The sequence below is a fragment of the Phyllobacterium bourgognense genome, assembly GCF_003337575.1.
Taxonomy (GTDB): Bacteria; Pseudomonadota; Alphaproteobacteria; order Rhizobiales; family Rhizobiaceae; genus Phyllobacterium; species Phyllobacterium bourgognense.
Window position 1 is genome coordinate 22,898 of the sequence record NZ_QPJM01000025.1, and the last position, 20,697, is coordinate 43,594.

Below are 20,697 nucleotides of genomic sequence, written 5' to 3' on the forward strand. Positions count from 1 at the left end.
CGTACACAACTTGAACGGAGCATATTAAATGGTGGACCACCTGAAGCAACGATTGATTGAGGCAGGCCTCATCCTTGACGCGCACAACCTCGGTGATTTCACACGTGGTCATGTCTCCGTGCGCGATCCGTCCGATCCTTCGATATTCTTCATGAAGCCTCATAGCTTGGGGTTTGAGGAGATAACGATGGAAAACATCGTTATTTGCAATCTGGAGGGTGAGAAAATCGGCGGTGGTGGGAAGCGGCATAGCGAAGTATTTATCCATTCGGAGATCTTCAAAATCCGGCCCGATCTCAATTCGGTCGTTCACGCACATCCTAAATATGCCGTTGCCTTGTCCTCGACGCGCAGACCATGGCGGGCGTGCTCGCAGCCAAGTGCGAGCTTTGACGGTGTCGGCTACTATGAAGACACGATAAATTTGATACGAAGTCAGGAGGCCGGCCGGGGTGTCGCCCAGGCCCTGGGGAACTACAAGGCGGTGCTGATGCGGGGCCATGGCGTCGCAGTGGCCGGAAATTCTATTGAAGAGGCTGTCGTTCGTACGATAATGCTTGAGAACGCATGTGAGGATCAGGTCATTTTGCAGTCTCTGGGAGGAGATCTCGTAGAATTCGACAAAGACGATGTCGAGAGATTGTGCCGCACTCTGGACCGGCACGAGCAATATATTGTAAATTTCGACTATCTCGCGCGAAAGGCAAAGCGCGGCTTGGCAGCTTAGAGAAATTTGGATGAGGTGACGCTATCAATCTGAAACAGCTCAGTAATTTCATCAAGTCGGTTGAAACCGGCAATATGACGAAAGCTGCTGAACGCCTGAATGTCTCTCAAACCGCGCTTGGTCTGCAGATCCGCAATCTCGAGACCATGCTCGGCGTTGAACTTCTTGTGCGCCATTCACGTGGGATAACCACGACCGAAGCGGGTCGCCTGCTGTTCGATCGCGGCGTTGCAATCATGCGCCTGGTGGAAGAAGCCAAAAGGGACGTGTCCGCGTTTCGCATGGCCGCCCTCGAAAATATCTCTATTGGCGTCACACCTAGCATCATGCGGCTTGTCGGAGCTGATTTCCTCGTCTCCGCCATGTCTGAACTCCCGGGCGTATCGGTAAGACTTGTCGAGGAACTGAGCTTCGTACTTGTCGATCTCCTGCTTCGGGACGAGATCGATCTGGCTTTGGCCTACGACGTCACCGAAAGCATCACCTCGATGCGGACGGCCCTGATGAAGGAAGATCTGTTTTTCATCACTGCGCCCGGCAGCGCTTTCCCACGAGGAGGAGTGCAATTCAGAGACGCCGTGGCCTCGAACTTGGCGCTTCCGAGCGACCGTGACAATGTTTGGCGAGCCGTTCACAGGGCAGCGAAGGTATCAACGGTACCCGTCAATGTGCGCTTCACCATTCAGTCGCTCGAGACGATAAAAACGCTGGTTGAACGGGGCGTCGCGACGAGTATCGTTCCATATGGCGTCGCTGCCGAAGAAATCGCAAGAGGTGTGATCGAGGCACACACCATCGAAGGACCGGAGTTGGTCCGGACGCTTTATCTTGCTGAATCACCAAATCGTATGGCGATTCAGCAAGAAGGCACGTTGCGCGATTTTATCGACATGCTGGTCGATACGCTCGCTGATCGCATAGGGCCACACGCCACGGTTATTGGCCGTTGCGGCAGTGCGGGGCAATCTTCGGCCGCCCTCGAATAGTCGAAAGCGGCCAATTCATCAGTCTGCCTCTCCGCGGACGACGATTTTCTGGTAAAGCGGTTCCCATTTCTTTGAGTTGTCGAGTTTCTCCACCGGATCAGCAATCTTGAGCGCAATGCCTTTCAAAGGTGATTCGACTTTCGTTGAGGTTGGGACGTAGTTCAATTGCTTCAGGATCGGCTGACCTTCCGTCAACATATATTCTTCGAAAAGTGCTGCAGCGTTGGGGTGAGGAGCGGTCTTGATGACTCCGATTCCGTTGGCACGTGCGATCGCGGGTTCAAGTGCAAACCAGTCGATGGGAGCTCCGTCTTTCTTTGCCTGTTCAGGCATATAGTTATAGAGCGTAAGTCCTATCGGCACTTCGCCCGCTGCGACGAGTGTGTTCAACAGAGAGTGACCCTTGCGAATTGACAAGCCGTTGCCGGCAACAAGATCGCGAAAATATTTCAAGCCCTTTTCTTCGCCCATATTCTGAACGACCGTCGTGAACCAGTCGATGTCTTCCACTTCGAAGCCGAGCTTCCCCTTCCACTTCGGGTCGAGAAGATCTTCATAAGTTTTTGGAAGTTCTTCCTTCTTGACGAGGTTGGTATTGTAGCCTTGTACGAACACCGACAAAAGCGTGCTCACCCACTCCTTGTGCTCAGGTACCGTCCCTGGCAGCAGATCGGCAAAATAGGGAGATTCGACTGGCTGAAACATACCCTCACGGTGCAGTGCTTCCATTTCGGGTACGCTGATGTGGACTGAATCAACTGTATTGCGGCCGGCCCTCTGCTCCTGGATGACACGCTGCAACACCGTGTCGCCGCTCGCACGCCAAGGAACGACCTTGATGCCATATTTCTCCTCGAAAGGGCTGATCAGTGGCTGCAGATCGTTCTGCGCAATTGACGTATAAAGCGTCAGCGTACCTTCTGCTTTTGCGGCTTCGACGAGTTTGTCCCCGCGGCCAGCGTCCTTGGAAACGAGCAAGGCATTGTCGGCTGCAAAGACTGGCACGCCAAATGCCGAAAGCGCGAAGGCTGCAGCGCCCGCGAGCATCAATAGGCGGCGTTGTAAATTCATGGTTTCCTCCTCCAAATTTTCCCCGCAAGCTGACCAACCGGCTCCTCCACTGGATAGTCGGCAGCTTGAATTTTATGACTGAATTTTCAGGGCGGTCTCGCTCAAGGCGAATATTTACCTGCCAGTCTTCCTGACTGTACACGCGACAGACGGCAGCTTGAACATCAAAAAGCTGCGAGCTCTCCCATGAAAAAACTCTTGGATAGAGAGAGTGTGTTGATCTACGCCAGCTAAAAAGCGGACCGGTCGCAACGTCGACGTGAGCAACAGGAAACACGGTAGGAACTGGCATGAGCAATCTGCGTTTGACGATGGGCTGTTGGGATTACGATCGTACACGCAGTGTGATGGACGGGTCGATCCGTCCCGATGGTATCGATCTGACTTGCCTTAGCCTCCCCGTCGAGGAAACCTTCTTTCGTATGCTCCGGTACAAGGAGTTTGATGTCGCCGAGATGTCACTTTCCTCCTACGTGGTTTCGCTGTTCAAGGAGGAGCGGCCGTTTATTGCCATACCCTTCTTTCCGTCGCGATTTTTTCGGCACTCGTCGATCTACGTCAACGCCAATTCCAATATTCGCGAACCGAGGGATCTCATCGGGAAACGCGTAGGCTGCCCGGAATATCAGATGACGGCGCCAGCCTGGATCCGGGGCATACTCTCTGACGAATTCGGTGTGCCGGTGGATAGCGTCACCTATCGGACGGGCGGCGAGGAATCGCCCAATCGCACTGAAAAGCTGAAACTCTCGCTGCCGGATAATATCAAGGTCGAACCGATCGGCCCGGGGCAGACTCTTGCGGCCATGCTTCGAGACGGTGAGATCGATGCACTTTATACGGCTCGGAAGCCCTCAACCTTTGAGGGGAAAAACGGAACCGTGAAGCGTCTCTTCGACAATTATGTCAGTGTCGAACGCGAGTACTTTTCCCGTACCGGAATTTTCCCGATCATGCACACCTTTGTGATCCGACGTGAGGTATATGAAAAGAACCGCTGGGTTGCCCAATCCATCTTCAAAGCGCTCAATGCATCTCAACAAAAGACCTATCGCGATCTTCAGGAAACGGCGGCTCTAAAGACAATGTTACCTTGGGCCGTTGCTCACTACGAAGAGACTGAGAGCGAGATGGGTGCAGATTTCTGGCCCAATGGCTTCGATAAGAACAAGAAGACCTTGGACGTCTTCCTCAGATATTCATACGAACAAGGCCTTTCGCGCCGTCAATTAAAGGCCGAGGAATTGTTCGCGCCTGAAACGCTCGAGGCTTTCGTGATTTGATCTAAATCGTAAAAAGAAGAGTCGTGCCAAGCGACCGCACAACAGGGAGGAACCAATGGCAGTAACGACACCCGACGGTAGCACCGTTCATACCTCGCTTGTGCAAGGCTGGGGCCGTTCATTCGACATGAAATGGGTGGTCATCGGATTATGCATTAGCGTTGTTGCCTGGCTCGCGCTCATTCCACTTGGTTTCTTGATCTGGCAGAGTTTCGCGTCGACGTCGACCGCCCAGGTTCCTGCCGTTTTTACGCTTGAGAATTATGCCACGGCATTCGGCACGACCGATTCACTCGGACTTATGTTCAACTCGTTGAAGTTCGCATTCGGAACGGCTGCATTCGCGCTCGTACTCGGAACATTTTTTGCCTGGGTCAATGAGCGTACCAATACGCCGTTCAAATCCCTGTTCTTCGCAATGTCGATTGTTCCTCTGATTATTCCCGGCATTCTGTTCACCGTTTCCTGGATTATGCTCGCAAGCCCGCAGATCGGGATCTTCAATCAGATATTCAGAGACTGGTTTGGCCTCGCGACACCGCTGTTCAACATCTATTCGCTGACGGGCATGATATGGGTTGATGGCCTGCATTATGCGCCGATCGCTTTTCTTCTGGTCACGGCCGCATTCAGATCGATGGATCCGTCGCTTGAAGAGTCTGCCTTGATGAGCGGTGCTTCCGTCATACAGGTGGCTTTCAAGATCACACTCAAATTGGCCTGGCCGGCAATCCTTGCGGCGTTTCTCATTCTGTTTGTCAGGGGCATCGAGTCGTTCGAAGTACCGGCGCTACTTGGTTTACCTGTCGGACTGCGCGTTTATACGTCCGCGATCTATGACGCAGTCCATAGCTATCCAAGCGATATCGGTCTTGCTTCCGCGTATGCGATGGCGCTGTTGCTGATCACCTCGCTTGGCATCTATTATCAATCGCGACTGTCCAGCCAAGGTTCGAGGTTTTCCACCGTCACCGGCAAGGGGTTTCGGCCACGTGTGTCGGATATTGGCCGCTGGCGTTACGCCACAGCCGGCATTTTCATTCTCTACTGCATCTTTGTGGTCGCTCTGCCATTTCTGGTGCTTCTGTGGGCCTCGCTGCAAAAATACTATGCGGCGCCATCATGGGCGGCATTGCACAACCTTTCCTTTGCCGCCTATGGCGAGGTGCTGGCGTATCCCGGCTTCTACGGCGTGGTCTGGAATAGCGCGAAGCTTGCTATCGGCGGTGCTACGGTCGTGATGCTTTTGACCTCGGTCATCTGCTGGATCACCATCAAGACAAAGATCCCCGGTCGCTGGGTACTCGACATGCTGGCATCATTGCCGCTGGTGTTTCCCGGTATCGTCCTCGGTCTTTCGCTGATGATCTTTTATCTCAACTTCGACATCGGCATCTATGGCACGTTGTGGATCATGCTGATGGCTTACGTCATCAAGTTCCTGCCTTATGGCATGCGCTATAACAGCACCTCAATGATCCAGATTCACAAGGAACTGGAAGAATCCGCAGCCATGAGCGGCGCCTCGTGGTTTACGATCTTCCGGCGGATCGTTCTTCCGCTGTTGAAGCCGGGCCTGATGGCGGGCTGGATATACATCATTGTCGTATCGGTGCGCGAATTGTCCAGCTCGATCCTGCTCTACAGCCCAGGCAATGAAGTCATCTCGATTATGATCTGGGAGTTCTGGCAGAACGGCCAGTATATCGAGCTGTCGGCCTTCGGCGTCATGATGATTACCGCGCTCTTTGGCTTCCTGATGGTCGTGCAAACACTGTCGAAGCGCTTCGGCGTCAAGGACGTTTGATATAATTGGGAGGAAACCATGTTATCAGTTGAAAATCTCAGCACGACCTATCAGGCGCCGGGCGCCAAGCCCGTACTTGCCGCCAGCAATATAAATTTCTCTGTTCCGACCGGGCGGCTCTTTACTCTGCTTGGACCGAGTGGTTGCGGCAAGACCACGACCTTGCGGTCAATTGCGGGGCTTGAGCGTCCTTCAAAGGGTGTCATCAAGGCCCATGATACGGTGGTCTACTCCTCGGCCGGCAATATCTTCGTAGCACCGAACCATCGGCAATTCGGCATGGTCTTTCAGTCCTATGCCATCTGGCCGCATATGACGGTCTTCCAGAATGCGGCTTTTCCGTTGCAGGTGCAGAAAAAGCGCCTCTCCAGCAAGGATATCCGCGACAAGGTCATGAAAGTATTGGCCGCGGTCTCTCTCGATCATGTCGAGGAGCGCGAGGCCACACGATTGTCAGGTGGCCAGCAACAGCGGCTTGCACTGGCACGCGCACTCGTCATGGAACCAAGATTGCTGCTACTCGATGAGCCTCTGTCGAATCTCGATGCTAAGCTACGCGACAAAATGCGGTTCGAGCTGAAGAAGATGCAGCGCGAGCTTGGTCTAACCACGATCTACGTTACGCACGATCAGAGCGAAGCACTGGCGCTTTCCCACGAAATTGCCGTCATGAATGAAGGCAAGATCGTCCAGATTGGATCGCCGCGCGATATTTACGAGCGCCCGGCAAATACCTTTGTCGCTGATTTCATCGGCACCACTAATTTTGTCGAGGGTACTGTACGCGGCGGTGCGGACGACCGGCTGGTCGTAGACACCCGAATTGGCCAGCTTAACGTTAATGCGCAACCCGGAATTTCGATCGGCGCCAATGTATCATTGTCGATACGGCCGGAGGATGTACATCTGTCCGACACCGCCCCCGCACCATCGTCGAACTCGCTGTTTGTCGGTACCGTGAGAGCCAAGGTGTTTCTCGGTGAATGCCAGGATTTCAAGATCGACGTGAACGAAACACAGCTTCTGGCGCGGGCCCACCCTTCGGTTCGCACGCTGGTGGGAGAACAGATACATATTGCGATAGATCCTGAGAAGTGTACGGTTCTCGCAGCTTGAGGATATGGCAAAGGCAGTCGTCGCGACAGCGCGACCGCCTTCTAATTTTGTGCTACAGCGTTTGAAATTATACGGGCGCACAGCACGACTTGTTCGGCTATCCGCTGCACCTTGTCCGGCGTCATCTGGGACTCGCGCACCGTGAGGCTGAGACTGCCGAGAACGTCATGCTCACCATCGAAGACGGGGGCCGCAATACCAGCTACTCCCGGTGTAACTTCCCCAGTCGTGACAACCCAACCCTGCTGGCGATGCACTTTCAGGTTTGCTTTGACTTCAGCAAGCGATTTGCCAAAGCCCGCCGCATCAAATTCCTCCGGAATTCGATTGTAGAGCCTACTTAGCTGATACGCTGGAATATAGGCAAGAATCGCAACTGAGGCGGCGCCGAGAAGCAGCGGGCGGACGCGTCCTCGATCGTAGTTACTCTGCAAAGTTTCAGTGCCGCGTTCCTGATGGATACACAGGACATGTTCACGGTACTTCCGGCATAGCAGGGCAATACCGGAAAACTGGCTGGCAATCTCTTCCATGACCGGACGTGCGGCACGGATCAGCGGATCGCCCGACCTGATCTTGTAGTCGAGTTCAATGATGCGCGAGCCGAGCACATAGCCAAGACCGGGCAGGGAAGAGAGGAGGCCGGCGTCGGTCAACGCTTTCAGATAACGATAGAGCGTGGAGCGCGTATAGCCGACGCGAGCGTGTATTTCATCGAAAGTCAGCGCCACATAATTCTCGTCGCTGTCGAAGAGATCGAGAATTCCCAGCATACGCTCGTGACTCTGCAAAGACTTCTCCTTGATGCAGTGGAATCAACCTTGTGGCTCACCAACAGCCGAGATTTAGACCGGGGTTAAAGGGAACACAACTCCATCAAATTGATGTCAATGTCCTGTCGCCAAGGCCGCCAAGCCTGCAATATCGTCTGGTAGGCGATTGCCACGCCACACGACATGCATGTCTGGCCTTACCAGAATGAGATCATATCCATAGATGTCACGGGCTTTGCCGGCCGTTATATCGAGGATTTCAAACGGTGCGCCGAGCGATTTGAAGTTCTGCTGCAGGGCGCTTGTTTCTGCCGAGGATCCGCCGAGCCGCAGAAGTGTATAGCCTCGGCCGATGCGATCCTGAACTGCGTCACCTTCATTGATCCAGATGTGCGGCAAGCGGGCTCCCGGCCACGTGGTGGGGTTGTACTCGCGGAAGAGATGCTCAGGCCCACCGGGCTCATCCCATATGACGGGCGAACCGACATAGCGGTATCCGAGTTCAGCCCCGATCATTTCATTGGTCTTGCGCTGTTCGACATCGGCGACGCGGGTCAGGCTATCACGTGTGTGCTGGCCTTCCGGCGTATCGTCGGTAATGTCCGGGCGGTATTGCGAGCGCCATTTACGGCGTCCTTGCGATGCGTAGCGCGATGCGCCGACGTTCCGGTCACCGATCTGCCGGCGTTCGATTTCGTAAGAACGGAGCAGGTTGGGGCCGCCCCAGCCCTGCAGGGTCGCCGCGAGTTTCCAACTTAGATCGACAGCATCACCGACACCGGTGTTCATGCCAAGGCCCCCTGTAGGAATGACGAGATGAGCAGAGTCGCCAGCGAGGAATATCCTCCCCGCACCATAGCGATCCGCGAGCAGGAGGTTTTGTTTCCACTGGCCGACGTAAAGCATTTCGTAGTTGACCGGCACACCGACTGCCTTTTCGAACTGCTGCGCCATGTCTTCATCGCGTTCGACAACGGCATGCAACGTCCAGTGCTTGGTGGAATCCTGCATGATAAGGAAGGTCGCCTGTCCGTCGGCGACGTGATAATGACGGCCTTTCCCCGGACCGCCGGCGATTGGAATGCGATCATATAGATCTTCGCTATAATAGAGTGCCTGGCGCAAGTGCAGGAGATTGCCTTCGCCGCGCAGCTTGATTCCAAGCTGCTTGCGCACCGGGCTGGTTCCTCCGTCACAGCCGACGAGGTATTTCGCGCGTATCTGCTCGATGTTGCCGCTCAAATCGACAGTTTTTGCCGTCACACCTTCATCGTCCTGCTCGCAGGATATGAATTCGCATCCATAGCGCACAGTCACTGACGGGAGCGTTTCGGCTACGGATTTCAGCAGAGGTTCGAGCGTGTATTGTGAGATGAGCTGATAGGCTTCGAGCGGCAAGCTGGCATCCGGACTTTTCTCTATCTGCTCAAGTGACTCCGCGACAGATGGATAAGGCAGTTGCAGCAGCGGAGGCTTGTCCATCGCGAGAACGATAAACACGTCCATGGGTACATCAGCGTCCAGACCCGCTGCTCGTATCTTTTGCGAGAGGCCCATCCTGCGAAAAATTTCCATCGTCCGCGCGTTGCATCGTTCCATTTTCGGCAGAAACTGAGGTGCTTCCTTTTGCTCGATAAGCGTGCATTTCACGCCGCGCTGGCCGAGGTCGATGGCCAAGGTAAGGCCGACCGGGCCGGCGCCAACGATAAGGACATCTGTATCTGTCATGTCAGGTCACTCATGTTATCGCCGGAACGTTCGCGAGCGCCGGCGAGAATTGAACGGGTAAGCTGCCAACGACATCGTCACGCTGCTCACCATGCTTTTTATCGTCAGGTGGAATTTCCCGTCAATCGCTAATTTACAAAAATCTCGTAATGTGGGATAAAATTTCATGTTGCAAAGCGTGCGACCCGCCTTTGACTGAATTGATTCATGGATGACACCTGCTTGGAGCGGGTGATACAAACGCAGTTGCGGAGGATAAAGAGTGACAAAAAAGGTCGAGTTGACCCTGGCATGTGGTGACTATGAGATCGTCAGGGCGTTGCGGGAAGGTCAGGTCAAGCCAGATGGCATAGAACTGACGATATTGACGGAAATGGATTCGACGACGCGCCACTGGCGCTTTCTCCGAAATGGCGAATTCGATGTCGCAGAGGTTTCCCTTTCATCTTACATCACCGCCCGCGGCCGCAATCTGCCGTTCAATGCAATTCCGGTCTTCCTCCATCGTCGTTTCAGGCACGGCTTTATCTTCGTCAACAGCAAGAGCGGCATTCGCGAACCGAAGGACCTGATCGGCAGGCGTGTGGGGGTCAAGAATTATCTGGTAACGGCGACGTTGTGGCTGCGCGGCATTCTTGAGAGCGAATATGGTGTGCCTCACCAATCGATCGAATGGTTTGCTGAACTCGACGAGGATGTTGATTTCACACCGCCCGCAGGCTTGAAGTTGACCCGCCTGCCTGATGATAAATCCGTCGAAAAAATGCTACTTGATGGTGAAATCGATGCATTGCTGCATCCGGATCTGATAGACGCCATCGTTGAGAAGGATCCGCGGGTAGGGCGTCTCTTCTCTGACTACAAGCAGGACGAGATCTCGTATTACAAAAGAACCAGTATTTTCCCGATCATGCATGTCATGGGAATACGACCAGAAATTGTCGAGCGTCACCCTTGGGTGCCAATCAACCTGTTTCAGGCCTTCAACGAGGCCAAGCGACTTGCCATGCAGAGGATGGAAAATCCGCGTGTTGTCCCTCTGGCATGGTATCGCGAGGCTTGGGAGGAGCAGATTGACATTCTTGGTGACGATCCTTGGGCTTATGGCCTCGGCGAGCGCAACCGGCACAATCTCGAAACCGTTATTGGCTATGCTCATCAGCAAGGTTTGATCGACCGTGAGATCCGCTTGGAGGAATTGTTCCTCGATGTCGGGCAAGGCCGAAAGCGCGGCGAGAAATATCGGGTCTAATAGGGTCGACGCCCCGTTAAACATCGCTCCTGGTCCAGAATATTCTCATAATATGCGATTTATATTAGCGGTAGGTCTGGATTTCGCCAGCCGAGTTCGCCGCCCTCAATAATTCGCATAACAAGCGGGCGGATAAGCGCCTCAAGCAAGTGAGCTGTGTTCGCAGACAATGATTGATGAAGGACCAGTGCGACGGTCCGCTCCAGTTGAGGGTCCGTGATGCGGCGCGCCGTGACACGCTGTTCACGGATCTCATCCAGAAACAGGCCGTATGGCACGATGGTGCTGCGGCCGTGATGCATGATGATTTCGCGCTTCACATTGGCAGGTTCCACCTCGATCAGGTCCAGCTTGGTCTGCCGGCTTGTGGCGATCTCATCAATCAGCCGTCTGATCGGTCGGACCTTTCCGTCAAGCACCAAGGGAAACTCCGACAGCCTGTCGAATGGCACGGTGTTGTCCGTGTTGGATGCCACGCCGTTCGAGCCGACAAGATAGAGGTATTCCTTATAGAGAGGAACGACGCGAATATGCGGTAAATCCGGCGGGTCGTAGCACAGCGCCGCATCCAGTTCCTCCCGTGTCATGGCATCGATGAGCTCGTCGCTCATTCCCTGCTGAACAACAATGTGCAGAACATCTCCGGCTCCTGTCGCCAGCGGCAACAGTTTGGGCAGCAGCGCACGGCCGGGTGTTGGTGCAACACCCAATGAGATGCGCTTGCTGTTGGGCTTGCCAAAATGCGCGACCGAGCGCTCTGCTTCCGCGAAGGCCTCCAGTGCCCTGGTCCCCGTCTCAATCAGAGTGCGCCCTGCTTCCGTAGTACGCACGCCACGAGAGTGCCGTTTGAGCAAGATCACGCCGAGCTCGTCCTCCAGGAGCTTTAACTGATATCCGAGTGCAGGTTGAGACACGTTGAGAATTCGGGCCGCCGCAGTGAAACTGCCAAGGCGTGCGACTGTAATAAAGTACCGAAGCTGACGAAGGTTCATGCCATTTCCTGCGCTATAAGCGTTACTTATAACACGCTTAAGCAAACGGTATTAGTCCCTAACCAACAGAGTTTCTAGTGTGACTCCACCATATCGAGGAGTTTCCTATGCAATACATCGACGCGTTCAATCATTTCTTCCCGAAAGCTCTTTGGGAGCGCATTCAGTCCCTTGAGGGCGCTGGCAAGGACATCGGCAAGCGGATGCAAGGCGTCCCATGCATCTATGATCTCGATACGCGTTTCCGGGTAATGGACGAATTCGAAAATTATACGCAGATCATTTCACTCGGAATGCCGCCGCTGGAAGCGATGGGCGATGGCCAGACGGCATTGGACCTGGCGCGGATTGGCAATGACGGCCAAGCCGAACTCGTCAGCAAATACCCTGATCGCTTCGCAGGCTTTGTCGCTGCATTGCCGATGGACACGCCGGAGGCTGCGGCCCGCGAAGCAGAGCGGTCGTTTACGGAACTCGGCGCGAACGGTGTGCAGATACATTCCAACGTCAACGGCGCGCCACTCGACGAAGAACGTTTCTTCCAGATTTTCGAAGTTTGCGCGAAGCACGGCAAACCCGTATTGCTGCATCCTTCGCGCAACGCTTCCATGCCCGACTATGCGACAGAGACCAAGTCGAAATATGAGATCTGGTGGACATTTGGCTGGCCTTACGAGACCAGTGCCGCGATGGCTCGTCTGGTATTTTCCGGCTTCATGGACCGTCTGCCCGAGCTCAAGGTCGTAGCCCATCACATGGGAGCGATGGTGCCATTTTTTGAAGGCCGCGTTGGACCCGGTTGGGACCAGCTTGGCAAGCGGACGAGCGATGAGGATCTTACCCTTGTGCTCAAACGTCTGAAGAAACGTCCCCTTGACTATTTCAAGGACTTCTACGCCGATACCGCCGTTTTCGGCTCCAAGGCGGCGACGCTGTGCGGCTTGGAATTTTATGGAAGCGACCGCGTGCTCTTCGCCTCGGATTCGCCCTTCGATCCCGAAAAGGGGCCGGGCTATATCCGCGATACGCTGCGGATTCTCAATTCGCTGGATCTCAGCAAGGAGGATATGGAGAAAATCTGCTTCCGCAATGCTGAGGCGCTATTTGGTCTCAAGGGCTAGATATAAGTTTCACTTATACGACCCTACCAAAAACTCTATTTGTGGCCATCTACCGGCGTCTCTAAGCTGGCCACAACCATAACCCGCCTTCGCTGGTAGCGAGGCAGAAGGTTAATTGCAGACAGGAGGAGACCGGTGTTGAGATCACGGATGCGTATCTTCTATTCGCTGGCACTGGCCGGCGGCCTGATGACCAGTTCCTCCCAGTCATTTGCAGCCGACAGCGTATCCATCGGCCTTACGAATGCGAGCAGCGACATTGCGCTGTTTATTGCTGACGCCAAGGGTTTCTTCAAGGAAGAGGATATCACTCCAAATTTTGTGGCTTTCGATTCCGCGGCAAAGATGATCGCACCTTTGGGTGCGGGGCAGCTCGATGTCGGTGGTGGAGCGGCGTCCTCGGGTCTCTACAACGCCATCGAGCGCGGCGTCGGTCTGAAGATAGTCGCGGACAAGGCACGCAATGCACCCGGTTTCGGCTTTCAATCGTTCCTCGTACGCAAAGCGCTCGTTGATGACGGGTCTGTCAAAACGATCGCCGATCTCAAGGGTCGCAAAGTTGCAACCGTTGCGCAGGCCAGCAGTGATGCATCCGTTTTGAACGAAGGACTGAAAAGTGCCGGCCTCGGATATGGCGACGTGGACAAGGTTTATCTGGGGTTCCCTCAACAGTTCGTCGCTTATCAAAACGGCGCTATCGATGCGAGCATAACAACCGAGCCTACTGTATCGGCAATTCTAGCCGCTGGGACAGCCGTACAGTTGACGAGCAATGATACGTTTTATCCGAACGCTCAAACTGCGGTTATTCTTTACGGTCAGGCCTTCGCAGAGGGTAAACCAGACGTCGCCAAGCGCTTCATGAAGGCTTACGTCCAAGCTATTCGCTACTACAATGACGCGTTGGCCAACGGTAAAATCGCAGGCAAGAACGGTGAAGACGTTGTGGCCATCATGGCGAAGTATTCCACCGTCAAAGATCCTGCCGTTATCCGGAAAATGACGGCCCATGCCGTCGATCCGAATGGGTCTGTCAATGTCGATAGCCTGAAGAAGGATTGGACCTTCTTCAAGGAGCAAAAACAGATCAACGGCAATGTCCAAGTCGATCAAGTGGTCGATCTAAGCTTCGTCAATGAGGCTGCCAGCGAACTTGGTCCGTACAAGGCGGCTCACTGAGATCGAGTTCGCGCGACATTAGGAGATGGGAGGTTTCAAAATGACTGAAAAAGTTAACCGCACTAGCTTGCTCGTTTGCTCATTGCTGATGATTTTCTTGTCGGCTGGCGCAGCCTGGGGTGCGGACGTCGTCAAAGTAGGGACCGTTGCCTCGACCGGCGAATTCATTCTGAATGTTGCGCAGGGCAAGGGATATTTCGAAGAGGAGGGCATCGAACCGGCCTATACCTTCTTCGACTCTGCAGCCAAAGCCATCGCTCCGCTCGGCACCGGGCAGATCGATGTCGCCGGCGGGGCGGTATCGGCAGGACTGTTCAATGCCATCGAACGTGACATAGCGATCCGGATCATTGCGGATCGTACATCGGTCGCCCCTGGTTTCGGCTTCCATGGCATCGTCGTGCGAAAAGATCTTGCGGGCACCGAGGTCACGTCGATCGCTGATCTGAAGGGACGGAAAATCGCTATCGTCGCCCGCGGCAGCAGCACTGAGTCCATCCTCAACGAAGCAATGAAGAGTGCTGGCCTGGCGTATAGGGACGTGGAAGTCGTGTATCTGCCTTTCCCCCAGCAAGCGGCCGCATTGGCAAGCAAGGCGGTGGATGCCGTGATAGCGACCGAGCCTTATCTCACTCCGATGCTGAACCAGAATCTCGGCGTCTTGCTGGCCCCGACCGACACATATTATCCCAATGCCCAAATCGGCGAGCTGATGTTCAGCGAAAACTTTGCCAGCACGCGCAAGGATGTCGGTGTGCGGTTTGCCAAGGCGTATATCCGGGCGATTCGTGATTTCCGAAGCGCTTTCGGTCCTGAGGGGCGCCTCGATGGCCCGGGGTCCGATGAGATCGTAGCCTTGATCATGAAGTACTCCGGCACGAAGGATGAAAAGCTCTTGCGGAGTATCAAACTTCCCGCTGTGAACATCGATGGCCGGGTCAATAGCGAGAGCATCCAGAAGGATTGGCAGTTCTTCAAAGATCAAGGCCTGATCAAAGGGGGCGTTACCCCTGACAAGATCATCGACAATTCATTCGTCGAAGAGGCACTCAAGGAACTCGGATCAGCGCAAAAGAACCCAGGGTAGGAATAAGGATGATTCAAGCATTGGCCAAGAAAGCGACTGTGCGAGACGATGTTGCAACGGAGTCTCAAGAACGGCCTGCAATCCGGATCAAAGGCCTGAGTAAAAGGTTCGGGTCTTTCACGGCCGTAGACAATGTCACCATCGATATTGCTCGCGGAGAATTCTTTATGATCGTCGGCCCATCGGGCTGCGGAAAGACAACTTTGTTGCGCATCCTCGCGGGTCTGGAAGCACCAACCGACGGCAGCATCGACGTAAGTGTCGAGGCAGGATCGCAGCGGCCAGTCAACTCGATGGTTTTCCAGGGCGACTCGATCTTTCCGTGGATGACCGTGTGGGACAATGCCGCCTACGGATTGAAGATGCGCCGGGCGCCGCAAGCCCAGATCAAGGAAGTGGTTGGCCACTATCTGGACCGGACTGGCTTGTTGAAATTTGCGGACGCCTATCCGCATCAACTTTCAGGCGGGATGAAACAGCGTGTCTCGATTGCCCGTGCCTTCGCCAACGATCCTGAGATATTGCTCATGGACGAGCCATTTTCGGCTTTGGACGCGCAGAACAAATTGCTGCTTCAGGAAGAATTGCTGCGTATCTGGGAGGAGAACAAAAAGACCGTTCTTTTCATCACGCATGATGTGGATGAGGCGGTGAAGCTTGGCGACCGCATCATGGTTATGACCGCGCAACCCGGACGCGTCAAAACGGTGGTTCCAGTCTCGCTCGCGCGTCCGCGTGATGTTCTGGAACTTCAACAGAATCCCGAATTTGGCAAACTGGTGCATCAGATATGGTCGAGCCTGCGTGAAGAAGTTCAACGGGCACGCGAACTCGATGAAGCAAAAGGAGTGCGAAAATGAGCGCTCATATCGAAGCAGATACGGTCCGCCCGACCCGATCCTGGAAACTCAGCGAAAACACCCGTGATCGCGTCATCAGCGTAGCGTCGCCAGTTCTTCTCCTGCTAGTATGGGAGATAGCAGCGCGAACAGGCTTGATCGACACGCGGTTCTTTCCAGCGCCCTCGAGCATCTTTGAAACGCTTGTCACGCTGAGCAGTACCGGCGAGCTCTGGCAACACACTGCTGCCAGCCTGCAACGGCTGTTTATCGGCTTTCTGGTGGGTGGTATCCCCGCGCTCATTCTCGGGATAATCATGGGGCTCAGCCGGCCGGTGCGGGCTATCTTCGACCCGTTGATTTCCGCCACTTATCCAATTCCGAAAAGCTCCATTTTGCCCCTGGCGCTGTTGATCTTTGGGCTGGGAGAGGGCTCCAAGATATTCATGGTAGCCGTAGGTGTGTTCTTCCCCGTCGCGATCAATGCAACGGCCGGTGTGCGCGAGATCAACAAGATTTATCTGGATGTCGGACGCAATTTCAAAGCCAGCCGTTGGGACACCTTCCGGACAATCGCTCTACCAGGAGCGCTGCCAGTGATCATGACCGGGATAAAGCTCGGCGTTGGCATGGGCTTGGTTCTGATTGCAATCGCAGAAATGATGGGTGCAAAAAGCGGCCTCGGCTACATGATCTGGGCAGCCTGGGAAACGTTCTCCGTCGAACAGATGTATGTCGGTCTCTTCGTGATCGCGATCATCGGTTTCGTTTTGACATTGGTGCTTAACGAGATCGAAAAACGTCTCGTCCCCTGGAAGCGCTAAGTCGCCCGCCCACAGCATGGAAGAAGGAAAGATCATGGATCGGCACGCCCTTATCGAGGAACTGGTCACGGCCAATCATATCCTTGCAAATGAGAATGTATTGGATTCGTTTGGTCATGTGAGCATTCGGAATCCTGAAAATCCCGAACGCTTTTTCCTGTCGCGAGCGCGAGCCCCTGCAATCGTCGAAGCTGCGGACATCATGGAATTCACGCTTGAAGGCCAGAGCGTCGGAACCGAACCCGGCAAACCATATTCCGAGCGCTTTATTCACGCAGGCATCTATGAAGCCAGGCCGGAGATCAATGCCGTTGTGCATAACCACAGTCCCAGCGTTATACCCTTTACCGTGACAAGCAAAAAGCTTCGTCCGCTCATGCATATGTGCGCGCCCATCGGCGATGACATTCCAACATGGGATATTCGAACCAGGTTCGGCGATTGCACCAATCTTCTGGTGACCGACCTCGCAATGGGGCGCGATCTTGCAGCCTGTCTCGGCGATCGGACCGTGACACTGATGAGAGGGCACGGCAGCACCGTGGCGGCCCGTTCCCTTCGCGAGGTCGTGTTCACCTCCGTTTATATGGAACTCAACGCGGACATGCAGATGAAGGCCATGGCCATGGGCGATGTGGAATATCTCTCGGTGGGCGAGATTGCAGCAATCAAGCGCGGAAGGGCAGGCTACACATTTGAGCGCGGTTGGGAGAACTGGTGCAATCGCGTGGGTCGCCCCTATGTCCCGGGCAGCCGGGAGTTCGGCGAGGGCTTTTCACGCACTGATCCGCGTGGTTGATTGTTACCAAGGTTGTGTTCCCACCCAATCGACGCTCGCTGATACGATCTCATCGACTGGATGCTCAACGTTCTGTCGCAACACAAATGGCTCTCCGGTTGGCGGTTCGAGCGTTGCGAGTTGGCTATCAAGCATGGACAGGGGCATGAAGTGCCCCGTTCGCTTGCTCATATGATCACGCAAAACCTCTAAACTTCCGTCGAGAAAGATGAAGCCGAGTGGCCCGCCTGCTTCCTGCCTTAACCGGTCTCGATAGGATTTTTTCAGGGCAGAACAGGAAACAACGACACCTTTTTGGGCTTCCGCCAATTCAGCGCCGATCTTGTCGAGCCATGGCCAGCGGTCTTCGTCGGTGAGCGGAATGCCCGATGCCATTTTCTCTACATTGACTGGAGGATGAAGCGTATCACCCTCAACGAATGGCAACTCCAGACCTGCCGCTATGGACCGTCCGACGGAGGATTTGCCGGAACCGCTGACTCCCATGACAACAAGCCGGATCATAGCGACGCTGTAATTCCGCCGTCGATGTGGATAATTTGGCCATTGACGAACGTAGAAGCGTCACTGGCGAGGAATACAGCCGCGCCCACCAGTTCCTCGACATTGCCCCAACGTCCTGCTGGAGTGCGCTTCTCCAGCCAGGATGAAAAGTCGGGATTGTCGACCAACGCCTGATTGAGCGGTGTCTTGAAATAGCCGGGTGCGATCGCATTGACTTGCAGACCGTACTTTGCCCAGTCGGTGCACATGCCACGGGTGAGGTTGCGGACGGCACCTTTCGTTGCAGTATAGGGAGCGATCGAGGGACGGGCGAGTTCGCTTTGCACCGAAGCAATGTTGATGATCTTGCCTCGTCCGCGCTTGATCATATGCTTTGCGACGCTTTGGCCCGTATAAAAGACGCTTGAGATATTGGTCTGCAGTAATTGCTGCCATTTGTCCTCAGGGAAGTCTTCAAGCGGTGCTCTAAACTGCATCCCTGCATTATTGAAAAGAATCTCAATCGCACCGATTTCGGCCTCGATTTTGTCGACACCCGCCTTGACCGCTTGCAGATCAGTGACGTCGAAGTCAGAACCATGTACGGTGTAGCCGTCCTCTCTTAACTCGGCGACCGCCGCGTCCACTTTTGCCCCGTCCCGACCATTTATTACCACCGCAGCCCCATGCGCGGCCAATCCTTTGGCGAGTGCAAGACCGATGCCTTGGCTTGACCCGGTGATCAGAGCCAGTCGCCCTTCGAGGCTAAATAGTGGATAGGACATTATATTCTTTACCTGAAGTTCGATTGATCGGCATCATTTTATGGGCAAACTTGATCCGTTCGAGCTTGTTTGCGGATATCAAAAAAGCGAGAGGCGGGAATTTCGCGTTGAATCACTCTAGTCCTATGGTATTGGTTCGGCCAAACAGAGCGAGAGAAAAATCATGACATTGCACCAGAATCTGATCAACGGCGAATGGGCCGGTGGCGACGCCATTCCCAATATCAATCCGTCGAACACCAATGACGTTGTGGGTCAATACGCACGCGCTACAGCCGAAGATACTCTGAGCGCAATCGCAGCTGCAAAAGCGGCCTTCCCCGCATGGTCGCGCTCCGGCATCCTCGAACGCCACGCCATTCTCCGCAAGACAGCTGACGAGATCACAGCCCGCAAGGATGAGCTAGGCAGACTGCTGTCACGCGAGGAAGGCAAGACCTTGCCGGAAGGCATCGGCGAGACGCTCCGCGCGGCCCAGATATTCGATTTCTTCGCGGGGGAGGTCCTACGGCTTGCCGGTGAAGTTCTTCCGAGCGCCCGCCCGAACATCGGCGTCGAAATAACACGCGAGCCGGTGGGTGTGGTGGGCATCATCACCCCATGGAATTTTCCAATTGCGATCCCGGCATGGAAGATCGCTCCGGCACTCGCCTATGGCAACACAGTGGTTTTCAAGCCGGCTGAACTCGTGCCTGGCTGTTCCTGGGCAATCGTCGATATCCTCCATCGCGCTGGATTGCCGAAGGGCGTTCTCAACCTCGTGATGGGCAAAGGTTCGGTCGTTGGTCAGACGATTCTCGATAGCGCGGACGTCAACGCCATTACGTTCACCGGATCGGTGGGTACGGGCAAGAGGGTTGCTGCGGCGTCAGTGGAACACATGCGCAAGTTCCAGCTGGAAATGGGTGGCAAGAATCCGTTTGTAGTTCTGGATGATGCCGATTTGACTGTTGCTGTGGAAGCGGCGGTCAACAGCGGCTTCTTCTCGACAGGCCAACGGTGCACGGCCTCGTCACGCATCATAGTTACCGAGGGCATTCATGACCGATTCGTTGCGGCGATAACCGAACGCCTGAAGAGCGTCGTAGTCGATGATGCCTTGAAGGCGGGCACGCATATTGGCCCCGTTGTCGATGCAAGCCAGCTCAAGCAGGATGAGGACTATATCGCCATTGGTCAGAAAGAGGGTGCGAAGCTCGCCTTTGGCGGCGAGCGGTTGACCCGCGATAATCCCGGTTTCTATCTGCAGCCGGCGCTCTTTACCGAAGCTACCAACCAGATGCGTATTTCGCGCGAGGAGATTTTCGGGCCTGTGGCCAGTGTGATCCGCGTCAAGAACTACGAAGAAGCGCTACACACCGCCAATGACACGCCATTCGGTCTTTCTTCCGGTATTGCCACTACCAGTCTGAAATATGCAACGCATTTCAAGCGGAATGCCGAAGCTGGAATGGTCATGGTGAATCTTCCGACAGCGGGCGTTGATTTCCACGTGCCCTTTGGCGGACGCAAGGGATCAAGCTATGGTCCCCGGGAGCAGGGCAAATATGCTGCGGAGTTCTATACGATCGTAAAGACGGCCTACACACTCGCGTAAACAAGCCTTCGATTTCGATTTACGACAATTTTATTTTTATGGGCGTTGCGTGGGCAGGCGCCCATTTTTCTTGAACCTAATCGCTCATCCTCAAGGTTTATCCCCAGGATGTGTTGTTCGATTTGTGAAGTTTGGAATTTTTGTGATTTGGTGTGTTGACAGTTTTATAGGGTGGGGTCTATATACCGGCACAACGAGGGCGGGGCGCCGCTGGCGGTTGCCGAATGCGCCCATAAGTTGCCCTTAGG

At 54.6% G+C, this 20,697-nt stretch carries 19 protein-coding genes; 13 read left to right on the top strand and 6 right to left on the bottom strand.

Translation table 11 applies throughout. From position 1 onward, the window contains the following. Nucleotides 1-28 precede the first annotated feature (28 nt). Both C7476_RS25175 and C7476_RS25180 read left to right on the top strand, forming a co-directional pair. Nucleotides 29-727 carry a class II aldolase/adducin family protein gene (locus C7476_RS25175; RefSeq protein ID WP_114432675.1) on the top strand — a complete coding sequence of 233 codons (699 nt, stop codon included), beginning with the start codon at nucleotides 29-31 and terminating at the stop codon, nucleotides 725-727. Between the two features lie 29 nt (nucleotides 728-756). After that, entirely contained in the window at nucleotides 757-1,713 is a 957-nt protein-coding gene (locus C7476_RS25180) for a LysR family transcriptional regulator (protein WP_281032746.1), read from the top strand. 18 nt (nucleotides 1,714-1,731) lie between these two features. Here the strand turns inward: C7476_RS25180 and C7476_RS25185 are convergent, their stop codons facing one another. Next, complete coding sequence (locus C7476_RS25185; RefSeq protein ID WP_210207820.1) at nucleotides 1,732-2,784, bottom strand: ABC transporter substrate-binding protein; 1,053 nt, start codon at nucleotides 2,782-2,784, stop codon at nucleotides 1,732-1,734. Nucleotides 2,785-3,074: 290 nt separating this feature from the next. Here C7476_RS25185 and C7476_RS25190 point away from each other — a divergent pair, with 290 nt between their 5' ends. Genes C7476_RS25190 through C7476_RS25200 form a run of 3 tightly spaced genes read left to right on the top strand, consistent with a single transcriptional unit; the run spans nucleotide 3,075 to nucleotide 6,990 of the window. Beyond that, nucleotides 3,075-4,067: a substrate-binding domain-containing protein gene (locus tag C7476_RS25190; RefSeq protein ID WP_114432678.1), complete on the top strand. Its 993-nt coding sequence runs from the start codon at nucleotides 3,075-3,077 to the stop codon at nucleotides 4,065-4,067. 55 nt (nucleotides 4,068-4,122) lie between these two features. Beyond that, a complete protein-coding gene (locus C7476_RS25195; RefSeq protein ID WP_114432679.1) occupies nucleotides 4,123-5,874 on the top strand; it encodes an ABC transporter permease in 1,752 nt (583 codons plus the stop codon). Nucleotides 5,875-5,892: 18 nt separating this feature from the next. After that, nucleotides 5,893-6,990, top strand: coding sequence for an ABC transporter ATP-binding protein (locus C7476_RS25200; protein ID WP_114432680.1), 1,098 nt, complete (start codon nucleotides 5,893-5,895; stop codon nucleotides 6,988-6,990). 41 nt (nucleotides 6,991-7,031) lie between these two features. Here the strand turns inward: C7476_RS25200 and C7476_RS25205 are convergent, their stop codons facing one another. Together C7476_RS25205 and C7476_RS25210 are read right to left on the bottom strand one after the other, a co-directional pair. Continuing rightward, nucleotides 7,032-7,781 (bottom strand): IclR family transcriptional regulator, encoded by a 750-nt coding sequence (locus tag C7476_RS25205; protein WP_147274736.1) that lies wholly within the window; start codon nucleotides 7,779-7,781, stop codon nucleotides 7,032-7,034. 96 nt (nucleotides 7,782-7,877) lie between these two features. Continuing rightward, nucleotides 7,878-9,491, bottom strand: a complete 1,614-nt coding sequence (locus C7476_RS25210) for an FAD-dependent monooxygenase (protein WP_114432682.1) — start codon at nucleotides 9,489-9,491, stop codon at nucleotides 7,878-7,880. Between the two features lie 262 nt (nucleotides 9,492-9,753). Here C7476_RS25210 and C7476_RS25215 point away from each other — a divergent pair, with 262 nt between their 5' ends. Continuing rightward, nucleotides 9,754-10,743, top strand: a complete 990-nt coding sequence (locus tag C7476_RS25215; protein WP_114432683.1) for an ABC transporter substrate-binding protein — start codon at nucleotides 9,754-9,756, stop codon at nucleotides 10,741-10,743. A gap of 59 nt (nucleotides 10,744-10,802) precedes the next feature. Here the strand turns inward: C7476_RS25215 and C7476_RS25220 are convergent, their stop codons facing one another. Beyond that, on the bottom strand, nucleotides 10,803-11,735 hold the full coding sequence (locus C7476_RS25220) for a LysR family transcriptional regulator (protein ID WP_114432684.1): 933 nt from the start codon (nucleotides 11,733-11,735) through the stop codon (nucleotides 10,803-10,805). Nucleotides 11,736-11,842: 107 nt separating this feature from the next. Here C7476_RS25220 and C7476_RS25225 point away from each other — a divergent pair, with 107 nt between their 5' ends. The 6 genes from C7476_RS25225 (at nucleotide 11,843) to C7476_RS25250 (ending at nucleotide 17,584) form a co-directional block, all read left to right on the top strand. After that, nucleotides 11,843-12,856 carry an amidohydrolase family protein gene (locus C7476_RS25225; protein WP_114432685.1) on the top strand — a complete coding sequence of 338 codons (1,014 nt, stop codon included), beginning with the start codon at nucleotides 11,843-11,845 and terminating at the stop codon, nucleotides 12,854-12,856. Between the two features lie 135 nt (nucleotides 12,857-12,991). Beyond that, nucleotides 12,992-14,035, top strand: coding sequence for an ABC transporter substrate-binding protein (locus C7476_RS25230; RefSeq protein WP_210207821.1), 1,044 nt, complete (start codon nucleotides 12,992-12,994; stop codon nucleotides 14,033-14,035). 40 nt (nucleotides 14,036-14,075) lie between these two features. Then, nucleotides 14,076-15,122 (top strand): ABC transporter substrate-binding protein, encoded by a 1,047-nt coding sequence (locus C7476_RS25235; RefSeq protein ID WP_181872601.1) that lies wholly within the window; start codon nucleotides 14,076-14,078, stop codon nucleotides 15,120-15,122. 8 nt (nucleotides 15,123-15,130) lie between these two features. Continuing rightward, on the top strand, nucleotides 15,131-15,982 hold the full coding sequence (locus C7476_RS25240) for an ABC transporter ATP-binding protein (RefSeq protein WP_114432688.1): 852 nt from the start codon (nucleotides 15,131-15,133) through the stop codon (nucleotides 15,980-15,982). Then, the gene (locus C7476_RS25245) at nucleotides 15,979-16,785 is read left to right on the top strand and encodes an ABC transporter permease (RefSeq protein ID WP_114432689.1); all 807 of its coding nucleotides are present in this window, start codon (nucleotides 15,979-15,981) and stop codon (nucleotides 16,783-16,785) included. Before C7476_RS25240 ends, C7476_RS25245 begins: the two co-directional genes overlap by 4 nt. Nucleotides 16,786-16,819: 34 nt before the next feature. Then, nucleotides 16,820-17,584: a class II aldolase/adducin family protein gene (locus C7476_RS25250; RefSeq protein ID WP_181872602.1), complete on the top strand. Its 765-nt coding sequence runs from the start codon at nucleotides 16,820-16,822 to the stop codon at nucleotides 17,582-17,584. 3 nt (nucleotides 17,585-17,587) lie between these two features. Here C7476_RS25250 and C7476_RS25255 read toward each other — a convergent pair whose 3' ends face one another. Both C7476_RS25255 and C7476_RS25260 read right to left on the bottom strand, forming a co-directional pair. Further along, nucleotides 17,588-18,088: a gluconokinase gene (locus C7476_RS25255; RefSeq protein ID WP_114432691.1), complete on the bottom strand. Its 501-nt coding sequence runs from the start codon at nucleotides 18,086-18,088 to the stop codon at nucleotides 17,588-17,590. Further along, a complete protein-coding gene (locus C7476_RS25260) occupies nucleotides 18,085-18,852 on the bottom strand; it encodes an SDR family oxidoreductase (RefSeq protein WP_114432692.1) in 768 nt (255 codons plus the stop codon). Before C7476_RS25260 ends, C7476_RS25255 begins: the two co-directional genes overlap by 4 nt. Before the next feature lie 163 nt (nucleotides 18,853-19,015). On the opposite strand from C7476_RS25260, the gene C7476_RS25265 reads away from it, so the two are divergent. After that, the gene (locus C7476_RS25265) at nucleotides 19,016-20,449 is read left to right on the top strand and encodes an aldehyde dehydrogenase family protein (RefSeq protein WP_114432693.1); all 1,434 of its coding nucleotides are present in this window, start codon (nucleotides 19,016-19,018) and stop codon (nucleotides 20,447-20,449) included. Nucleotides 20,450-20,697: the final 248 nt, after the last annotated feature.

Coding starts and splice junctions, on each gene's coding strand:
- C7476_RS25175 (WP_114432675.1), top strand. CDS start 29: ATGGTGGACCACCTGAAGCAACGATTGATTGAGGCAGGCCTCATCCTT.
- C7476_RS25185 (WP_210207820.1), bottom strand. CDS start 2,784: ATGAATTTACAACGCCGCCTATTGATGCTCGCGGGCGCTGCAGCCTTC.
- C7476_RS25190 (WP_114432678.1), top strand. CDS start 3,075: ATGAGCAATCTGCGTTTGACGATGGGCTGTTGGGATTACGATCGTACA.
- C7476_RS25195 (WP_114432679.1), top strand. CDS start 4,123: ATGGCAGTAACGACACCCGACGGTAGCACCGTTCATACCTCGCTTGTG.
- C7476_RS25200 (WP_114432680.1), top strand. CDS start 5,893: ATGTTATCAGTTGAAAATCTCAGCACGACCTATCAGGCGCCGGGCGCC.
- C7476_RS25210 (WP_114432682.1), bottom strand. CDS start 9,491: ATGACAGATACAGATGTCCTTATCGTTGGCGCCGGCCCGGTCGGCCTT.
- C7476_RS25220 (WP_114432684.1), bottom strand. CDS start 11,735: ATGAACCTTCGTCAGCTTCGGTACTTTATTACAGTCGCACGCCTTGGC.
- C7476_RS25225 (WP_114432685.1), top strand. CDS start 11,843: ATGCAATACATCGACGCGTTCAATCATTTCTTCCCGAAAGCTCTTTGG.
- C7476_RS25235 (WP_181872601.1), top strand. CDS start 14,076: ATGACTGAAAAAGTTAACCGCACTAGCTTGCTCGTTTGCTCATTGCTG.
- C7476_RS25240 (WP_114432688.1), top strand. CDS start 15,131: ATGATTCAAGCATTGGCCAAGAAAGCGACTGTGCGAGACGATGTTGCA.
- C7476_RS25245 (WP_114432689.1), top strand. CDS start 15,979: ATGAGCGCTCATATCGAAGCAGATACGGTCCGCCCGACCCGATCCTGG.
- C7476_RS25250 (WP_181872602.1), top strand. CDS start 16,820: ATGGATCGGCACGCCCTTATCGAGGAACTGGTCACGGCCAATCATATC.
- C7476_RS25255 (WP_114432691.1), bottom strand. CDS start 18,088: ATGATCCGGCTTGTTGTCATGGGAGTCAGCGGTTCCGGCAAATCCTCC.
- C7476_RS25260 (WP_114432692.1), bottom strand. CDS start 18,852: ATGTCCTATCCACTATTTAGCCTCGAAGGGCGACTGGCTCTGATCACC.
- C7476_RS25265 (WP_114432693.1), top strand. CDS start 19,016: ATGACATTGCACCAGAATCTGATCAACGGCGAATGGGCCGGTGGCGAC.